The 16327-nt window shown below is 73.2% G+C and carries 18 protein-coding genes; 2 read left to right on the top strand and 16 right to left on the bottom strand.

The window, feature by feature from the left end; genetic code table 11:
- Window positions 1–5: 5 nt before the first annotated feature.
- The 5 genes from der to aroH form a co-directional block, all read right to left on the bottom strand.
- Window positions 6–1484, bottom strand: a complete 1479-nt coding sequence (gene der / locus Sdagh_RS01175) for a ribosome biogenesis GTPase Der (protein WP_189422716.1) — start codon at window positions 1482–1484, stop codon at window positions 6–8.
- A 73-nt stretch (window positions 1485–1557) separates the two neighbouring features.
- Window positions 1558–2145, bottom strand: coding sequence for a lysophospholipid acyltransferase family protein (locus Sdagh_RS01170; RefSeq protein WP_226534667.1), 588 nt, complete (start codon window positions 2143–2145; stop codon window positions 1558–1560).
- Between the two features lie 53 nt (window positions 2146–2198).
- Window positions 2199–2894, bottom strand: a complete 696-nt coding sequence (cmk, locus tag Sdagh_RS01165; RefSeq protein ID WP_189422712.1) for a (d)CMP kinase — start codon at window positions 2892–2894, stop codon at window positions 2199–2201.
- A gap of 127 nt (window positions 2895–3021) precedes the next feature.
- The gene (locus Sdagh_RS01160; RefSeq protein WP_189422710.1) at window positions 3022–4107 is read right to left on the bottom strand and encodes a prephenate dehydrogenase; all 1086 of its coding nucleotides are present in this window, start codon (window positions 4105–4107) and stop codon (window positions 3022–3024) included.
- The gene (gene aroH, locus Sdagh_RS01155; RefSeq protein ID WP_189422708.1) at window positions 4104–4466 is read right to left on the bottom strand and encodes a chorismate mutase; all 363 of its coding nucleotides are present in this window, start codon (window positions 4464–4466) and stop codon (window positions 4104–4106) included. The genes Sdagh_RS01160 and aroH overlap by 4 nt, the downstream gene beginning before the upstream one ends.
- 216 nt (window positions 4467–4682) lie before the next feature.
- Here aroH and Sdagh_RS01150 point away from each other — a divergent pair, with 216 nt between their 5' ends.
- Both Sdagh_RS01150 and Sdagh_RS01145 read left to right on the top strand, forming a co-directional pair.
- Entirely contained in the window at window positions 4683–5126 is a 444-nt protein-coding gene (locus Sdagh_RS01150) for a Rieske (2Fe-2S) protein (protein WP_189422706.1), read from the top strand.
- Between the two features lie 22 nt (window positions 5127–5148).
- Complete coding sequence (locus Sdagh_RS01145; RefSeq protein WP_190078208.1) at window positions 5149–5853, top strand: nucleotidyltransferase domain-containing protein; 705 nt, start codon at window positions 5149–5151, stop codon at window positions 5851–5853.
- Window position 5854: 1 nt separating this feature from the next.
- On the opposite strand, the gene Sdagh_RS01140 is transcribed toward Sdagh_RS01145, so the two are convergent.
- The 11 genes from Sdagh_RS01140 to ald form a co-directional block, all read right to left on the bottom strand.
- Window positions 5855–6874 carry an ADP-ribosylglycohydrolase family protein gene (locus Sdagh_RS01140; RefSeq protein ID WP_190078207.1) on the bottom strand — a complete coding sequence of 340 codons (1020 nt, stop codon included), beginning with the start codon at window positions 6872–6874 and terminating at the stop codon, window positions 5855–5857.
- Window positions 6871–7617: an NUDIX hydrolase gene (locus Sdagh_RS01135; RefSeq protein ID WP_189422702.1), complete on the bottom strand. Its 747-nt coding sequence runs from the start codon at window positions 7615–7617 to the stop codon at window positions 6871–6873. Before Sdagh_RS01135 ends, Sdagh_RS01140 begins: the two co-directional genes overlap by 4 nt.
- 68 nt (window positions 7618–7685) lie before the next feature.
- Window positions 7686–8609, bottom strand: a complete 924-nt coding sequence (locus Sdagh_RS01130; RefSeq protein ID WP_190078206.1) for a transporter substrate-binding domain-containing protein — start codon at window positions 8607–8609, stop codon at window positions 7686–7688.
- A gap of 40 nt (window positions 8610–8649) precedes the next feature.
- On the bottom strand, window positions 8650–9417 hold the full coding sequence (locus Sdagh_RS01125) for a hypothetical protein (RefSeq protein WP_189422698.1): 768 nt from the start codon (window positions 9415–9417) through the stop codon (window positions 8650–8652).
- Entirely contained in the window at window positions 9414–9887 is a 474-nt protein-coding gene (locus Sdagh_RS01120; protein WP_189422696.1) for a hypothetical protein, read from the bottom strand. Before Sdagh_RS01120 ends, Sdagh_RS01125 begins: the two co-directional genes overlap by 4 nt.
- 200 nt (window positions 9888–10087) lie before the next feature.
- Window positions 10088–11203, bottom strand: a complete 1116-nt coding sequence (locus tag Sdagh_RS01115) for a pseudouridine synthase (protein WP_189422694.1) — start codon at window positions 11201–11203, stop codon at window positions 10088–10090.
- Window positions 11203–11853 carry an SMC-Scp complex subunit ScpB gene (scpB, locus tag Sdagh_RS01110; RefSeq protein ID WP_189422692.1) on the bottom strand — a complete coding sequence of 217 codons (651 nt, stop codon included), beginning with the start codon at window positions 11851–11853 and terminating at the stop codon, window positions 11203–11205. Before scpB ends, Sdagh_RS01115 begins: the two co-directional genes overlap by 1 nt.
- Window positions 11850–13049 carry a segregation and condensation protein A gene (locus Sdagh_RS01105; RefSeq protein WP_189422690.1) on the bottom strand — a complete coding sequence of 400 codons (1200 nt, stop codon included), beginning with the start codon at window positions 13047–13049 and terminating at the stop codon, window positions 11850–11852. Before Sdagh_RS01105 ends, scpB begins: the two co-directional genes overlap by 4 nt.
- 18 nt (window positions 13050–13067) lie before the next feature.
- Window positions 13068–13628 (bottom strand): hypothetical protein, encoded by a 561-nt coding sequence (locus Sdagh_RS01100; protein WP_189422687.1) that lies wholly within the window; start codon window positions 13626–13628, stop codon window positions 13068–13070.
- The gene (locus Sdagh_RS01095; protein WP_189422685.1) at window positions 13613–14740 is read right to left on the bottom strand and encodes a ParA family protein; all 1128 of its coding nucleotides are present in this window, start codon (window positions 14738–14740) and stop codon (window positions 13613–13615) included. The genes Sdagh_RS01100 and Sdagh_RS01095 overlap by 16 nt, the downstream gene beginning before the upstream one ends.
- 389 nt (window positions 14741–15129) lie before the next feature.
- Window positions 15130–16254, bottom strand: coding sequence for an alanine dehydrogenase (ald, locus tag Sdagh_RS01090; RefSeq protein WP_189422682.1), 1125 nt, complete (start codon window positions 16252–16254; stop codon window positions 15130–15132).
- Window positions 16255–16327: the final 73 nt, after the last annotated feature.

The raw sequence follows: 16327 nt of genomic DNA, 5'->3' as shown, positions 1-16327 counted from the left end.
GTCCGCTACTTCTTCTTGGCGCCGCGCTTCTCGCGCACCCGCACGGAGATGTGGATCGGGGTGCCCTCGAAGCCGAACTCCTCGCGCAGCCGGCGCTCGATGAACCGGCGGTAGCCCGCCTCGATGAAGCCCGACGCGAAGAGCACGAACCGCGGCGGCCTGGTGCCCGCCTGGGTACCGAACAGGATGCGCGGCTGCTTGCCGCCCCGCACCGGGTGCGGGTGGGCGGCGACCAGCTCGCCGAGGAAGGCGTTGAGCCGGCCCGTGGGCACCCGGGTCTCCCAGCCCGCCAGGGCCGTCTCGATCGCGGGGACCAGCTTCTCCATGTGCCGGCCGGTGCGCGCCGAGACATTGACCCGGGGCGCCCAGGCGACCTGGCCCAGCTCGGTCTCGATCTCCCGCTCCAGGTAGTAGCGGCGCTCCTCGTCGAGGGTGTCCCACTTGTTGAAGGCGAGGACGATCGCGCGGCCCGCCTCGACGGCCATGGTGACGATCCGCTGGTCCTGCACGGAGATGGAGTCGGAGGCGTCCAGCAGGATGACCGCGACCTCCGCCTTCTCGACCGCGGCGGCGGTGCGCAGCGAGGCGTAGTAGTCGGCGCCCTGCTGGAGGTGGACCCGCTTGCGGATCCCGGCGGTGTCGACGAACTTCCAGGTCACGCCACCCAGCTCGATCAGCTCGTCGACCGGGTCGCGGGTGGTGCCCGCCAGCTCGTTGACGACGACGCGCTCCTCGCCCGCCACCTTGTTCAGCAGCGAGGACTTGCCGACGTTGGGGCGGCCGATCAGGGCGATGCGGCGCGGGCCGCCGACCGCGGTGCCGAAACTCTGCTCCGGGGCCTCGGGCAGCGCCTCCAGGACCTTGTCCAGCATGTCGCCGGTGCCCCGGCCGTGCAGCGCGGAGACCGGCTGCGGCTCGCCCAGGCCCAGTGACCACAGATACGCCGCGTCGGCCTCGCCGCTCGGGCCGTCGACCTTGTTGGCGCAGAGCACGACCGGCTTGCCGGCCTTGCGCAGCAGCCGTACGACGGCCTCGTCGGTGTCGGTGGCGCCGACCTTGGCGTCCACCACGAAGACGACCGCGTCGGCCGCCTCGATGGCGTACTCGGCCTGCGCGGCGACGGAGGCGTCGATGCCGAGGACGTCCTGCTCCCAGCCGCCGGTGTCGACGACCTTGAAGCGGCGGCCGGCCCATTCGGCCTCGTAGGTGACGCGGTCGCGGGTGACGCCGGGCTTGTCCTCGACGACCGCCTCGCGGCGGCCGATGATCCGGTTGACCAGGGTCGACTTGCCGACATTGGGGCGGCCTACGACGGCGAGGACGGGCAGCGGGCCGTGCCCGGCCGCCTCGATGGCGCCCTCGACGTCCTCGACGTCGAAGCCCTCTTCCGCGGCGAGCTCCATGAACTGCGCGTACTCGGCGTCGCCAAGCGCCCCGTGGTCGTGCTCCTCGCCCGAGCCGCCGGAGTGGATGTCGTCGTTCATGAAGTCCGTACCTCGTTCATCGTGGTGATCGGTGGGCACCCCTGTACCGGGTGATCCACTACTCAAGTGTTACCTAGCGTCCGGTGAGACGCCTGGCGTGCTCCAGGTGCGCGGTGAGCTGCTTCTGGATGCGCTCAGTCGCCTCGTCCAGCGCCTTGCGGGTGCGCCGCCCCGTGCCGTCGCCCGCGTCGAAGGGGTCGCCGAAGACGACGTCCACGCGGGAGCGCAGCGGAGGCAGCGCCTTTATCAACCGTCCGGGCCGGCCGGAACTTCCCAGCACCGCCACCGGCACGATCGGCGCCCCGCTGCGGACCGCGAAGTACGCGAGCCCGGCGCGCAGCGCGGCGAAGTCGCCCTCGCCGCGGGTGCCCTCCGGGAAGATCCCGAGGACGCCGCCGGCCGCGAGCACGTCCAGCGCCCGGGTGATCGCCGCGCGGTCGGCGCCGGAGCGGTCCACCTTCAGCTGGCCGATGCCGGTCAGGAAGGGGTCGAGCGGGCCGACGAACGCCTCCTTCTTGATCAGGAAGTGCGTGGGCCGGGGCGCGACGCCCATGACCATCGGGCCGTCTATGTTGTGCGCGTGGTTGACGGCGAGGATCACCGGGCCGGAGGCGGGCACCCGCCAGGCGCCCAGCACCCGGGGCCGCCACAGCCCGTACATCAGGCCGACGCCGATGCGCCGCCCGACCTCGGCTCCCCGCTCGGAGGCGACGGTCACCTGGCGGCCCGCTTCTCCTCGACGAGGGAGACGACGCACTCGATGACCTGCTGGAGGGTGAGGTCGGTGGTGTCCACCTCGACGGCGTCGTCCGCCTTGGCCAGCGGGGAGGTCTTGCGGGTGGAGTCGGCGGCGTCCCGCTTGATCAGCGCCTCCCGGGTCGCCTTGACGTCGGCGTCCTTCAGCTCGCCGCTGCGGCGGGCGGCGCGGGCCTCGGCGGAGGCGGTGAGGAAGATCTTGAGGTCGGCGTCGGGCAGCACGGTGGTGCCGATGTCCCGGCCCTCGACCACGATGCCGGTCACGGCGGAGGCGGCGATGGCCCGCTGCAACTCGGTGATCCGGGCCCGCACCTCGGGGACCGCGCTGACCGCGCTGACCTTGGAGGTGACCTCCTGGGTGCGGATCGGGGCGGCCACGTCCACGCCGTCGACGGTGATGGTCGGGTTCTCCGGGGCGGTGCCGGAGAGGATCTCGGGCTTGTCCGCCGCGGCGGCGACCGCCTGCGCGTCGTCGGTGTCGATGCCGTTGGTCACCATCCACCACGTGATCGCCCGGTACTGGGCGCCGGTGTCCAGGTAGCTCAGGCCGAGCTGCGCGGCGACGGCCTTCGACGTGCTCGACTTGCCCGTGCCGGAGGGGCCGTCGATGGCGACAATCACTGCCGGGGCGGTCGGGGCGGCGCCGTTTTCCACGAGGGGACACCTTCCTGGTGCGGTGGGGCGGGGTGGTGTGCGGGGCACACGCTCTGTCGGACGCGCCCCCGCACCAGGTTACTGGCTGCCAGGAGGCCCCGGGACCGGCCTCCTGGTCAGGCCGGTGTCACCGGCGGATCGCCCAGCCCCGCTCCCGCAGGGCGGCGGTCAGCGCGGGGGCCGCCTGCGGCTCCACCATCAGCTGCACCAGGCCCGCCTGCTGCCCGGTGGCGTGCTCGATCCGCACGTCCTCGATGTTGACCCCGGCCCGGCCCGCGTCCGCGAAGATGCGGGCGAGCTGGCCCGGCTGGTCGTCGATGAGGACGACGACGGTCTCGTAGACGCGCGGCGCGCTGCCGTGCTTGCCCGGCACCCGGACCTGTCCCGCGTTGCCCCGGCGCAGGACGTCGGCGACGCCGGCGGCGCCCTCCTGCCGCTTGTCCTCGTCGGCGGACTGGAGCGCGCGCAGCGCCCGTACCGTCTGTTCCAGGTCGGCGGCGACGTCCCCGAGCAGGTCGGCGACCGGTCCGGGGTTGGCGGAGAGGATGTCGATCCACATCGCCGGGTCGGAGGCGGCGATCCGGGTCACGTCGCGGATGCCCTGCCCGCACAGCCGTACGGCGGCCTCGTCGGCGTGCTCCAGGCGCGCGGCGACCAGGCCGGAGACCAGGTGGGGCATGTGGGAGACGAGGGCGACGGCCCGGTCGTGGGCGTCGGCGTCCATCACCACCGGGACCGCGCCGCAGAACGAGACCAGCTCCAGGGCGAGGTTCAGCACCTCGGTGTCGGTGGCCCGGGTCGGGGTCAGCACCCAGGGGCGGCCCTCGAAGAGGTCGGCGGTGGCGGCCAGCGGGCCGGACTTCTCCCGGCCGGACATCGGGTGCGTGCCGAGGTACGCCGACAGGTCGAGGCCGAGCGTCTCCAGCTCGCGGCGCGGCCCGCCCTTGACGCTGGCCACGTCGATGTACCCGCGCGCCAGCCCGCCGCGCAGGGCGTCGGCGAGCACCCCGGCCACATGGGCGGGCGGGGCCGCGACCACCGCGAGGTCGACGGGCCCGGCCGGGGCCTCGTCGGTGCCGGCGCCGAGCGCGGCGGCGGTGCGGGCCTGCTGGGGGTCGTGGTCGGCGAGGTGGACGGTCACGCCCCGCCGGGTCAGGGCGAGGGCGGCGGAGGTGCCGATCAGCCCGGTGCCGATGACGAGTGCGGACCTCACTGGGCGATGTCCTTGCGCAAGGCCGCCGCGGCGCCGAGGTAGACGTGGGTGATCCCGGCGCGCGGCCGGTCGGACTCGATGTGCGCGAGGACGCGGACGACGCGGGGCATGGCGCCCCGGACGTCCAGCTCCTGGGCGCAGATCAGCGGGACGTCGGTGATGCCGAGCTTGCGGGCCGCGGCGGCCGGGAAGTCGCTGTGCAGGTCGGGGGTGGCCGTGAACCAGATGCTGATGAGGTCGTCCGCGGTCAGCCCGTTCCGCTCCAGTACGGCGGTGAGCAGGGCGGCCACCTGTTCGTCCATGTGACCGGCTTCGTCCCGTTCCAGCTGGACGGCGCCCCGTACCGCTCGTACCGCCACGTCTCGCTCCTCGTCGATGGGTATCGGCTCTGCCCCTCCAGCGTAGTCAGGGGGCGTGGGGCGGGGGCGGGGCGCCCGGTGACTGAGACGGCCGCGCTTCCGGAAGCCCGGGGCGCGTTATGTCGTACTCGTCCGTGTTGCTTCCTCTTCACCCCCTTCGGTGCCATGCTCGGGCGGTCGGCATCCCCCCTCTCCCCCACCTTTCGGAGTGACGACATGCCCCACAGCGCGACGCGCCGCACGATCCTGCTCACGACCGCCGCCACCGCCCTGCCCCTCACGGTGGCCTGCGGCGGCGGGGACGACGACGGCGGCTCCTCGTCCGCCGACAGCTCCCCGGCGTCCGGTACCCCGGCGTCCAGCGCCCCGGCGTCCCGGGAGCTGGCGAAGACCGGGGACATCCCGGTCGGCGGCGGCAAGGTCTTCAAGGAGCGGAAGGTCGTGGTGACCCAGCCGGCGAAGGACGACTTCAAGGCGTTCTCGGCGGTCTGCACCCACCAGGGCTGCGTGGTGGCGGACGTCTCCGGCGGCACCATCAACTGCGCCTGCCACGGCAGCAAGTTCGCCTTGTCCGACGGCGCGGTGACGCAGGGTCCGGCCACCGAGCCGCTGCCCGCCGAGAAGATCACGGTCGAGGGGAATTCGGTCCGCCTGCCGTGACCCGCCGCCTACCGTCCGGGACATGACTCCCCCGGACCCGGACGCCGTGACCCTGGTGCGCGACCCCACCGTCCACGCCTGTGTGACGGGGTCGCGCGCCTTCGGGCCGGCGGCGGAGGACGGCGACACCGACCGCCGGGGCGTCTTCCTCGCCCCCACGCCGCTGTTCTGGCGCTTCACCAAGCCGCCCACGCATGTGGAGGGGCCGGCCGAGGAGCAGTTCAGCTGGGAGCCGGAACGCTTCCGCGAGCTGGCCCTGCGCGCCGATCCCCAGGTCCTGGAGTGCCTGCGCTCCCCACTGGTGGAGCACGCCGACGCCACCGGCCGCGAACTCCTCGCCCTGCGCGGCGCGTTCCTCTCCCGCCTCGCGTACGACTCGTTCACCGGGTACGCCCTGAGCCGGCGCCGCGGACTGGAGGCCGACGTCCGCGCGCACGGCGCCCCGCGCTGGAAGCACGCGATGCACCTGCTGCGCCTGCTGGCCGCCGCCCGGGACCTGCTGCGCACCGGCACCCTCACGGTCGAGGTCGGTGACGCCCGGGAACCGCTGCTCGCGGTGAAGCGGGGCGAGGTGCCCTGGGCGGAGGTCGAGGCGCGGATGGCCTGGCCGGCAGCGGAGTGCGAGCGGGCCCTGTCCCGCACCCCGCTGCCCGCCGCACCGGACCGGCGCCGCGTGGAGGACTTCCTGGTCCGCGCCCGGCGGGCGTCGGCCCTCGGCGCGCGGTGACTCAGGAGTCCCAGAGCGCCCCGAACGCCACCAGGTCGGACCGGTGCTCCACCCGCTCCGCCCACTCCTGCGGCCAGGCGTCGGCCCCCAGGTGGGCCCCGGCGAAGGCGCCCGCGAGGCAGGCGATCGAGTCGGAGTCCCCGGAGGAGCAGGCCGCGCGGCGCAGGGCCGTCAGCGGCTCCCCGGGGAAGAGCAGGAAGCAGAGCAGGCCGGTGGCGAGCGCCTCCTCCGCGATCCACCCGGCCCCGGTCGCCAGGCACGGGTCGGTCTCCGGCGAGACGGTGCGCACCGCGTCCCGCAGCCGGTCGAGCACGGCCAGGCACTCGTCCCAGCCCCGGGCGATGTACTCCTGCGGCCCGGCGTCCCCGGCCCGGGTCCACAGGTCCCCGAGCCAGCGCTCGTGGTAGTCGGTGCGGTGGTCCAGGGCGTAGGACCGCAGGCGTCCGACCAGTCCGGTCGGCTCGGCGCCCGTGGCGAGCAGCCGTACGGCGTGCGCGGTGAGGTCGGAGGCGGCCAGCGCGGTGGGGTGGCCGTGGGTGAGGGCGGCCTGCGACTGGGCGGCACCGGCGCGCTGTTCGTCGCTCAGTCCGGGGAGCAGTCCGACGGGGGCGACGCGCATGTTGGCGCCGCAGCCCTTGGAGTGGACCTGGCTCGCGTCCTGCCAGCGCCGCCCGGGGTCCGCCAGCAGTTCGCAGGCGCGGATGCAGGTGGCGCCGGGGGCCCGGTTGTTCTCCGGTGACCGGTTCCAGGCGATGAACTCCGTCCGGGCCGCCGCGGCCAGGGTCTCGGGCGCGAGCACGCCCCGGTCGGTCGCCGTGCGCAGGGCGCGGGCGAGCGCGAGCGTCATCTGGGTGTCGTCGGTGACGTACGCGGGGGTGGGCAGTGCCATCTCCCGCCAGGGGCCGCACGTGGTGAGGATCGACGGCACGTCGTGGAACTCCGTCGGGAAGCCGAGCGCGTCCCCGAGGGCCAGGCCGGTGAGCGCGCCGGTGGCGGCGTACTCGGTGAGGGTGGTGGTCATGCGGGGCGTCCTTCCCGGGACGGTCGGAGCAGGGGCGGGTGCAGGGCGGTGGCGGGGCCGGCCCGGTAGAGCGCGGCCGGTTTGCCCCGGCCGCCGGTCAGCCGGGCGGCGCCGGGCACGGGTTCGACGAAGCCGGGGGTGGCGAGGATCTTGCGGCGGAAGTTGGGCCGGTCCAGGGGTGTGCCCCAGACGGTCTCGTAGACCTGCTGGAGCTCGCCGAGGGTGAACTCGGCCGGGCAGAAGGCGGTGGCGAGACCGGTGTACTCCAGCTTGGCGCCGACCCGCTCACGGGCGTCCGCGAGGATGCGGTCGTGGTCGAAGGCGAGGGGCCGGGCGGCGTCGTACGGCACCCAGCGGGCCTCGGCCGCGTCGCCGCCGCCGCGCGGTTCGGGTGCCTCGGGGAGCAGGCAGGCGAAGGCGACGGAGACGACCCGCATCCGGGGGTCCCGGCCGGGTTCGCTGTAGGTCCGCAGCTGCTCCAGGTGCAGCCCGGCCACCTCGTCGAGGCCGGTCTCCTCGGCCAGCTCGCGCCGGGCCGCCGACTCCGCCGACTCCTCGGGCAGCAGGAAGCCGCCGGGCAGGGCCCACCGGCCGGCGTACGGTTCCTGCCCCCGCTCTACGAGCAGCACGTGCAGCGCGCCCGCCCGCAGGGTGAGGACGGCGAGGTCGACGGTGACGGCGAAGGGCTCGTGGGCGTGCTTGTCGTAGCCGCCCGCGTCCGCGGCGGCGCCATGTCCGGCCATGACTCGACCCCCTCTTTATAGTCACCATGACTATAAAGAGGGGGTGGTCCCGCGCACAAGCCCCGGGCTCAGACCTTCGGCTTGTCCACGCAGGAGTGCGCGTCGATGAGTTCGTCCTCCGGCTTGTGCCGGCTGATCCAGTCCGGGTTCTCCCGCACCAGCAGGGGCTGGGCCTCCCGGAAGTTCGCCTGCCACTCGGGGCTGCCCACATAGCCCTTGAGCCACTCGGCGAGCCGCCCGCAGTCCTCGCGGTGCCCCTTGGCGACGCCGATCCCGTAGTGCTGCGGAGCGCCCACGGTCAGGCCGGGCACCACGCGCAGCCCGTTCTCGCCCGGCTCCAGCTGGGCGAAGCCGTACAGCAGCACCTGGTCCGTGGAGACCGCGTCCGCCTGGCCGTCCCGCAGTTTCCGCACGCACTCGGCGGCGTCCGTGCCGCCCACCGAGACGGTGTCCTCCAGTTCGGCCTCCAGCGCCACCCGGGAGGTCGTGCCGTCCCAGGTGCAGACCCGCTTGCCGGCCAGGTCGGCGTGGGTGCGGATGCGGGAGTCCGCGTCGACCAGGAAGCCCTGGACGGTGGTGAGGTAGGGGCCCACGAAGTCGATCTCCTTCATCCGGTCCGGCGTGATGGAGAACGAGGCGATGATCAGGTCCGCGTCGCCCGACTGGAGCTTGGCGATCCGGGCCGCGGAGGGGACGTCGGCGTTACGGGTGACCTGGACGCCCTCCTCGCCCTCCAGCCACTCCTCCAGATCGAGGAAGAGGTCGTTGTCGAAGCCGGAGTACGTGTAGTTCTCCAGCAGCGACATGCCGGGCAGGTCCTTGTGGATGCCCACGTCGATCTCGCGCGTGCCGAGGAACCGTCCGTCGTGCTCGTCCGACGCGCACGAGGTGGCCAGCAGCGCCGCGAGCGCCGCCACCACCACCGCCCGGCGCCGCATCCGGTGCCCGGCGCGGTGCCGCTCGGCGCCGCGTCCGGCCGTGGTCCGTGTCACTGTCTCCCCCATCACTCGGTCGTGCGGTGCGGGTCCGGCCTCAGTCGTGCAGGACTGCGTCCGCCACGGCCGTGCCGAGGCGGCAGCCCGGGTCGGTGTGGAGCACCACGTCCACCCGGACGGCGCCCCGGACGCCGCCCAGCGGCAGGGAGAACGTCTCCCCGCTGCGTACGCCCTCGACCCGGACGTCCGTGCTGCCTGCCAGTTCCGCGTCGTAGGTGGTGGCCGGGACACAGGACTGGGCCCCGGGGACGGCGTCGGTGAGCACCAGGCTGAGCCGCAGGTGGTTGCGGTGCGGGGTGTTCTCCACCGTGACGGTCAGCCGCCCGCCGTCCGCCGCGGACGCCGCGCCGGTGATCTCGGTCCGGCCGGTCACCTCCGCCTCGCCGTGCTCGGCGTAGTGGTTCATGCCGACGATGGCGAGGGACGCGAGCACGACGCAGCCGAGGGAGACGAGCGGCGGAAGGGTCCTGCGACCGCGGGCGTCGCCCTCGTCCCGGGGCCGGAACAGCCCCGCCACCCGGCAGAAGGACAGGACGAGGGCGATCGCCATGGCCGCGTACACCCAGGCGATCTGACGGACCGGGCCGTCGGGGGCCAGGGACAGCGCCACGGCGTCCAGCAGCAGCACCAGGAAGAACTGCGGCCAGTTCCAGCCGCTCCAGCGCTGGACCCGCTCCGCCCGCTCCTCCCACTCGGGCCCCACGAGGCTGAGCAGCAGCACGCGTCCCGCGGTGCCGATGCCGACGGAACCGGGGCCGGAGGCTTCGACCTGCTGCTCGGGCGGACGCGGCTCTCTGCCGCTCACGGCCCTTCCTCCCGGCGCTCCTCCCCCGGCGGCCGGGCAGGGGTGCCCTGGGTGAGACCGCCCAGGTTCTCCACGTAGGCGATGCCGATCGAGCCGGGGCCCGAGGCCACGGCGCGGGCGGAGATCCGCCGGGCCGGGCGGGCCGCCCTGGCCTCGTCCTCGATCAGGGTCCGCAGGTCCGCGGACCGGCCGGCGGACCGGGCGTCCAGCCAGGTCCCGACCGCCCGGTCCAGGGCGAGCCGCTCGTCCTCGGACAGGGCGCGGATGCGCTCCACGGCCTCGTCGGTCCCGGCGTCGCGCGGCTCCTCCGGGCGGCGCTCCAGCAGCCGGCCGACCAGCGCCCGGCCCCGTTGCACGACGGAGTCCGCCGCCTGGTTCTGGGCGGACTGCACGACGGCCCCGGCGAAGCCGGCGGCGGCCGTGGTGATCACGGGCGCGATGGTCTGTGCGGCGGTCAGCAACTCCGACATGGGACTCCCCCGGTCCTCAAGGCAACCGTGCCGTCCGGCCGGGCCGGCGGAACGGGAGGGCCGCCCCGAAGGGCACCCGCGCACCCGCCGCCCCGACTGGTCCAGACTACCGGCCGACTACGCACCGTGGGACGCCAGTTACCGGACGGTGACCCTGGTGGTGCCGCTCCGTCACCGCCGCCGCACCGCTCCCGGTCCGGCTACAGGTCGACCTCCTGCATCAGCATCCCGACCTCGGTGTTGGACAGCCGGCGCAGCCAGCCCGACTTCTGGTCGCCCAGGGTGATCGGCCCGAAGGCGACCCGCACCAGCTTGTCCACCGGGAACCCGGCCTCGGCGAGCATGCGCCGCACGATGTGCTTGCGGCCCTCGTGCAGGGTGACCTCGACCAGGTAGTTCTTGCCGGTCTGCTCCACCACCCGGAAGTGGTCCGCGCGCGCGTACCCGTCCTCCAGCTGGATGCCGTCCTTGAGCTGCTTGCCCAGGTCGCGCGGGATCGGGCCCACGATGTGCGCGAGGTAGGTCTTCTTCACGCCGTACTTGGGGTGGGTGAGGCGGTGCGCCAGCTCACCGTGGTTGGTGAGCAGGATGACGCCCTCGGTCTCGGTGTCGAGCCGGCCCACGTGGAAGAGGCGGGTCTCCCGGTTGGTGACGTAGTCCCCGAGGCACTGCCGGCCCTCCGGGTCCTCCATGGTGGAGACGACACCAGCGGGCTTGTTCAGCGAGAAGAACTGGTACGACTGCGTCGCGACGGTCAGTCCGTCGACCTTGACCTCGTCCTTCTCCGGGTCGACCCGCTTGCCCTGCTCCAGGACGATCTCGCCGTTGACCTCGACACGGGCCTGCTCGATCAGCTCCTCGCAGGCACGCCGGGAGCCGTAGCCCGCGCGCGCGAGGACCTTCTGGAGCCGCTCGCCCTCCTGCTCGGCGCCGGGGAAGGTCTTGGGCAGCTTGATGTCCTTCTTGCCCGCGTACCGGTCCCGGTTGCGCTCCTCGATCTGGGTCTCGTACTCACGGGGGCGGGCCGGTGCCGTGCGGCCCCGCTGCTGGGGCTTGCGCGGGCCGCCCTTCGCGCCGCCGCGCGCCGAGGGGCCGCGGCCCGACTTCGGACCGTCCTGGGTGGCGCCGGGACCCACGTCGTAGCGCCGCTCCTCCGGGCGGGGCTTCTTGGGACGGCCGCCCTGCTTGTCGTCGCGGTTGTTGCCGGCGCCGCGGTGGTTGCCGCGACCACCGCCGCTCCCGCCGCGGCCGCCGCTGTTGCCACCACGGCTCCCGCCGTTGTTTCCGCTGCTGTTCCTGCCGCTGCTGCTTCGCATCAAAATTCCGTCTGGTCGTCCGCTTCGTCGGAACCCGGCGCATCGGGTGCGTCCGGATCGAACGACGGAACCCCTTCCAGCGTCTCGGCCTCGATCGCCTCCGCCTCGGGGAGGAAGGGCGCGAGCTCCGGCAGCTCGTCCAGGCCGCGCAGGCCCATCCGCTCCAGGAAGTGGTTCGTCGTCACGTACAGGATCGCACCTGTTTCGGGTTCCGTGCCCGCCTCCTCGACCAGGCCCCGCTGGAGGAGGGTGCGCATCACGCCGTCGCAGTTCACGCCGCGGACCGCGGAGACCCGGCTGCGGCTGACCGGCTGGCGGTAGGCGACCACGGCGAGGGTCTCCAGGGCGGCCTGGGTGAGGCGGGCCTGCTGGCCGTCCAGGACGAAGCCCTCGACGGCCGGGGCGTACTCGGGCCGGGTGTAGTACCGCCAGCCGCCCGCGACCTGCCGCAGTTCGAAGCCGCGCCGCTGGGCGGTGTACTCGTCGGCCAGCTCGCGCAGGGCGTCCGCGATCCGGAGCCGTGACCGCCCCAGGATCTTGGCGAGGTGCGCCTCGGTCGCGGGCTCGTCGACGACCATCAGGACCGCCTCCAGGGCGGGCTTGAGGTCGAGGTCCGCGACGGCCGGCGCCGCGGTGGCTTCGTCGCTCACGTCGTCCTCTCCTCCTCCGGCCGCGCGGGCGGCCGGTCGAACTCGTCGGTCACGGCCGGCGCCGCGCCGCCGTCCTCGCCGGTCCAGCGCACCAGCAGCTCCCCGAGGGCGGTCTCCTGGTCCAGGGCGACGGCCTTCTCCCGGTACAGCTCCAGCAGCGCCAGGAAACGGGCCACGACCGTCAGGGTGTCGTCGGTGTCCGCGGTCAGCGTCCGGAAACTGGCCTCGCCCAGCTCCCGCAGCCGCGCCACGACGATCCCGGCCTGCTCCTGGACGCTGACCAGCGGCGCGTGGATGTGCTCGACGTGGACCCGCGGCTCGGGCCTGGGCTGCATCGCCTTGACGGCGAGCCGGGCGAACCCCTCGGCGCCGATGCTGATCACGACGTCCGGCAGCAGCTCGGCGTGGTGCGGTTCCAGACCGACGGTACGGGGGTACCGGCGGGCCTCGTCGTCCAGCCGCCCGCTGAAGATGTCCGCGATCCGCTTGTAGGCGCGGTACTGGAGCAGGCGGGCGAAGAGCAGGTCGCGGGCCTCAAGGAGCGCCAGGTCGGCCTCGTCCTCGACCTCCGCGGCGGGCAGCAGCCGGGCCGCCTTGAGGTCGAGCAGGGTGGCGGCGACGACCAGGAACTCGGTGGTGCGGTCCAGGTCCCAGTCCGGGCCCATGGCCCTGATGTGCGCCATGAACTCGTCGGTCACCTTGGAGAGGGCGACCTCGGTGACGTCCATCTTGTGCTTGGCGATGAGCTGGAGCAGCAGGTCGAAGGGGCCCTCGAAGTTGGCGAGCCGCACGGTGAACACACCGCCGCCGCCCCCCGCGCCGGCCTCCGGCGCGGGGTCCGGTCCGGACGGACTCCCGGGGCCCGGTCCGGGCACGGTCGCGGGGATCGCGTCGGCCTCGGCGTCCCGTCCGGGCACGGTCGCGGCCTCGGGGCCCGGTCCGGGCGCGGTCGCGGCCTCGGCGTCCCGTCCGGGCGCGGGCCCGGGGTCGGGTCCGGGCACGGGGATCGCGTCGGCCTCGGGCTCCTGGACGTGCCCGGCCTCCGGGCCCCGTCCGGGGGTCCGCCCGGTCTCCGTCGCCGGCTCCGGCGCGGCGGGCGTCGGCGTCCGCTCGTCCGGCGCAGTCGCCGGACCCCGGCCCAGCGCACGCCGACGGCCGCCGGAGGCGCCGGCACGGGGAACGTCGTGGGAGGTCATGGCCTCCGCAGGCTACCGCTACCGCCCGCGCAGCCGTCGTACGAGGATGCTGGCGTCCCCGCGGCTCTCCAGGTCGGCGAGGACCACGGCGACCGCCTCGCGGACGATCCGGCCGCGGTCGACGGCCAGTCCGTGCTCGCCCCGGAGCACCAGACGGGCGTGCTCCAGGTCCATCAGCTCCTCGGCGGAGACGTAGACGGTGATCTTCTCGTCGTGCCGCTCACGGCCGCTGGGGCGGCGGGCGGCGGCCCGGCCGCGCTTGCGGGACCGGTCGGCGCCAGAACCTTCCTGCGCCGGGTCCGCGCGCCGCGCGGAGCGCTCCCCGCCCCGGCTGTGCGGCTCACCGTCGGGTCCCGGCTCCGCGTCGGCGGCCGTGTGCTCGGCGCCCCGGCCGTCGCCGCCCTGCGCGGGCACCGACTGCGGCGCGTCCTCCGCGCCGGCCGGGCCGCTCTCCCCGGCCGGCGCCGGTACCCGGGCGTCACCGCCCGTCTGGCGGCGCGGAGTGGACGCCTGGAGCGCCGTACCCCCTGTCGTGCGGAAGAGTTCGTCGGCCCCCGGCAGACTCACTCGGCGTGACACCGGGCGAGCACCTCCCTGGCGAGCTGACGGTAGGCGGCGGCGCCGACGGAGTTGGAGGCGTACGTGGTGATCGGCTCACCGGCGACCGTGGTCTCCGGGAAGCGGACGGTGCGGCCGATGACCGTGTGGTACACGTGATCGTCGAAGGCCTCGACGACCCGGGCGAGCACCTCGCGGCTGTGCACCGTACGGGAGTCGTACATCGTGGCGAGGATGCCGTCCAGCTCCAGGTCGGGGTTGAGCCGCTCCTGGACCTTCTCGATCGTCTCGGTCAGCAGCGCCACACCGCGCAGCGCGAAGAACTCGCACTCCAGCGGCACGATCACCTTGTGCGCGGCGGTCAGCGCGTTGACCGTGAGCAGGCCGAGCGAGGGCTGGCAGTCGATCACGATGTAGTCGTAGTCGTCCATCAGCGGCTTCAGGGCGCGCTGCAGGGTCGACTCGCGGGCGACCTCGCTGACGAGCTGCACCTCGGCGGCGGAGAGGTCGATGTTGCTGGGCAGCAGGTCCATGTTGGGGACCGCCGTCTTCAGCAGCACCTCGTCGGCCGCCATGCCCCGCTCCATGAGCAGGTTGTAGACGGTGAGGTCCAGTTCCATCGGGTTGACGCCGAGACCGACCGAGAGCGCGCCCTGCGGGTCGAAGTCGACGAGCAGCACCCGCCGCCCGTACTCGGCGAGCGCGGCACCCAGGTTGATGGTCGACGTGGTCTTGCCCACGCCGCCCTTCTGGTTGCACATCGCGATGATCTTCGCGGGACCGTGGTCGGTCAGCGGACCGGGGATCGGGAAGTACGGCAGCGGGCGTCCGGTCGGACCGATGCGCTCGCGGCGCTGCCGGGCCGCGTCGGGCGCGAGCGTGGCCGCGTACTCGGGATCGGGCTCGTACTCGGCGTCCGGGTCGTAGAAGTGCCCCTCGGGCAGTTCGTCGTAGTCGGCGAAGTGGTTGCGGGGCGCGCCACTTCCGTCGCCGGCCATGGCGTTCACGTGTTGGCCATCCATCTTCGGGTGTGCTGTCTGAGTTGCCTGCGGACTCTGGTGGGCTGCGAAGGTGCGCACAGCGACGGAGCCGACAGCCTCGAACCGCCCGGGGCCTCCGGCCCGTACAGGCATTCCTGGTTGACCACCCCCGGGAGTAAATGTCGACTCATTCACAAGTCGTCTTACCTCCTTGGTGACCAGGAAACTTCTAGACAGGTCAGCGTGGCACCATGCCGACGATTGGCGACTCTATGGCGTGTCGGCGGTCCGCAGCAACACAATCCGCCGGACCCGGCCGGATGTGTCGGCAATGAAACACCCCCCTGTCAAGGGCGTACGGCCGTCGCACGGCAGGTTTCACCGGTGTGCGAATGGGGCCAAGCGGTACGTTCGAGGCGAGTTGACCGAGAATCGCAAAGTGACCATACACACACTCGGGCGGACCTTGTCGACAAGGTCCGCCCGAGTGTGTGTCGTTGACGGCAGGCGTTGACCGGTCGCCTTCACCGCATGGCGACTTGTCAGCCGAGCAGCGCGGACAGTTCCACGTGGTCCAGGCCGTGGGCCTCGGCGACCTCCTTGTAAACGACCTTGCCGTCATGGGTGTTGAGGCCCTTGGCGAGCGCGGGGTCGCGGCGCAGCGCCTCCACCCAGCCGCGGTCGGCCAGTTCGACGATGTACGGCAGCGTGGCGTTGGTCAGCGCGTAGGTCGAGGTGTTGGGGACCGCGCCGGGCATGTTGGCGACGCAGTAGAAGACCGAGTCGTGGACCGTGAAGGTCGGTTCGGCGTGGGTGGTGGGGCGCGAGTCCTCGAAGCAGCCGCCCTGGTCGATCGCGATGTCGACAAGGACACTTCCGGGCTTCATCCGGGAGACCAGCTCGTTGGTGACCAGCTTGGGGGCCTTGGCGCCCGGGATGAGGACGGCGCCGATCACGAGGTCGGCGTCGAGGCAGGCCTTCTCCAGCTCGAAGGCGTTGGAGACGACGGTCTGGATCTTCGTACCGAAGATCCTGTCCGCCTCCTTGAGTTTGTTGATGTCCTTGTCGAGCAGGGTGACGTGGAAGCCCAGGCCGATGGCGATCTGCGCCGCGTTCCAGCCGGAGACGCCGCCGCCGATGACGACGGCCTTGCCGGCCAGCACCCCGGGGACGCCGCCGGGCAGCACGCCCCGGCCCCCGTTGGCGGCCATCAGGTGGTAGGCGCCGACCTGCGGGGCCAGCCGGCCCGCGACCTCGGACATCGGGGCGAGCAGCGGCAGGGCGCGACCCGGCAGTTCGACCGTCTCGTAGGCGATGGCGGTGGTGCCGGACTCCAGCAGGGCGTCCGTGCACTCCTTGGACGCGGCCAGGTGCAGGTAGGTGAAGAGCGTCTGGTCCTTGCGCAGGCGGTGGTACTCCTCCGCGATCGGCTCCTTGACCTTCAGCAGCAGGTCGGCGCCGGCCCAGACCTCGTCGGCGGTGTCGAGTATGTCCGCGCCCGCCGCGACGTACTCGGCGTCCGGGATCGAGGAGCCGACGCCCGCGCCGCGCTCGACGACGACCTGATGGCCGTGGCGCACCAGCTCGTGGACGCCTGCGGGGGTGATGGCCACCCGGAACTCGTTGTTCTTGACCTCGCGGGGAATGCCGACCTTCACGTCGATCACGGTCCTTGGCTCAGGGAGTGGGGCTACAGAGAAGACATACCCGGCATGCGAGGGCATACCAGGAGAGACCGCA

This window comes from Streptomyces daghestanicus, assembly GCF_020521275.1.
Classification (GTDB): domain Bacteria; phylum Actinomycetota; class Actinomycetes; order Streptomycetales; family Streptomycetaceae; genus Streptomyces; species Streptomyces griseoviridis.
The sequence above is the reverse complement of the archived record's forward strand: the minus strand, read 5'-3'. Positions and strand labels throughout refer to the sequence as shown.

Bases quoted from the DNA above. Each gene is read 5' to 3' on its own strand.
- Sdagh_RS01115 (WP_189422694.1), bottom strand. From the start codon at position 11,203: ATGCGAAGCAGCAGCGGCAGGAACAGCAGCGGAAACAACGGCGGGAGC.
- Sdagh_RS01145 (WP_190078208.1), top strand. From the start codon at position 5,149: ATGACTCCCCCGGACCCGGACGCCGTGACCCTGGTGCGCGACCCCACC.
- Sdagh_RS01170 (WP_226534667.1), bottom strand. From the start codon at position 2,145: ATGTACGGGCTGTGGCGGCCCCGGGTGCTGGGCGCCTGGCGGGTGCCC.
- Sdagh_RS01135 (WP_189422702.1), bottom strand. From the start codon at position 7,617: ATGGCCGGACATGGCGCCGCCGCGGACGCGGGCGGCTACGACAAGCAC.
- Sdagh_RS01140 (WP_190078207.1), bottom strand. From the start codon at position 6,874: ATGACCACCACCCTCACCGAGTACGCCGCCACCGGCGCGCTCACCGGC.
- Sdagh_RS01120 (WP_189422696.1), bottom strand. From the start codon at position 9,887: ATGTCGGAGTTGCTGACCGCCGCACAGACCATCGCGCCCGTGATCACC.
- der (WP_189422716.1), bottom strand. From the start codon at position 1,484: ATGAACGACGACATCCACTCCGGCGGCTCGGGCGAGGAGCACGACCAC.
- Sdagh_RS01105 (WP_189422690.1), bottom strand. From the start codon at position 13,049: ATGACCTCCCACGACGTTCCCCGTGCCGGCGCCTCCGGCGGCCGTCGG.
- Sdagh_RS01095 (WP_189422685.1), bottom strand. From the start codon at position 14,740: ATGCCTGTACGGGCCGGAGGCCCCGGGCGGTTCGAGGCTGTCGGCTCC.
- Sdagh_RS01150 (WP_189422706.1), top strand. From the start codon at position 4,683: ATGCCCCACAGCGCGACGCGCCGCACGATCCTGCTCACGACCGCCGCC.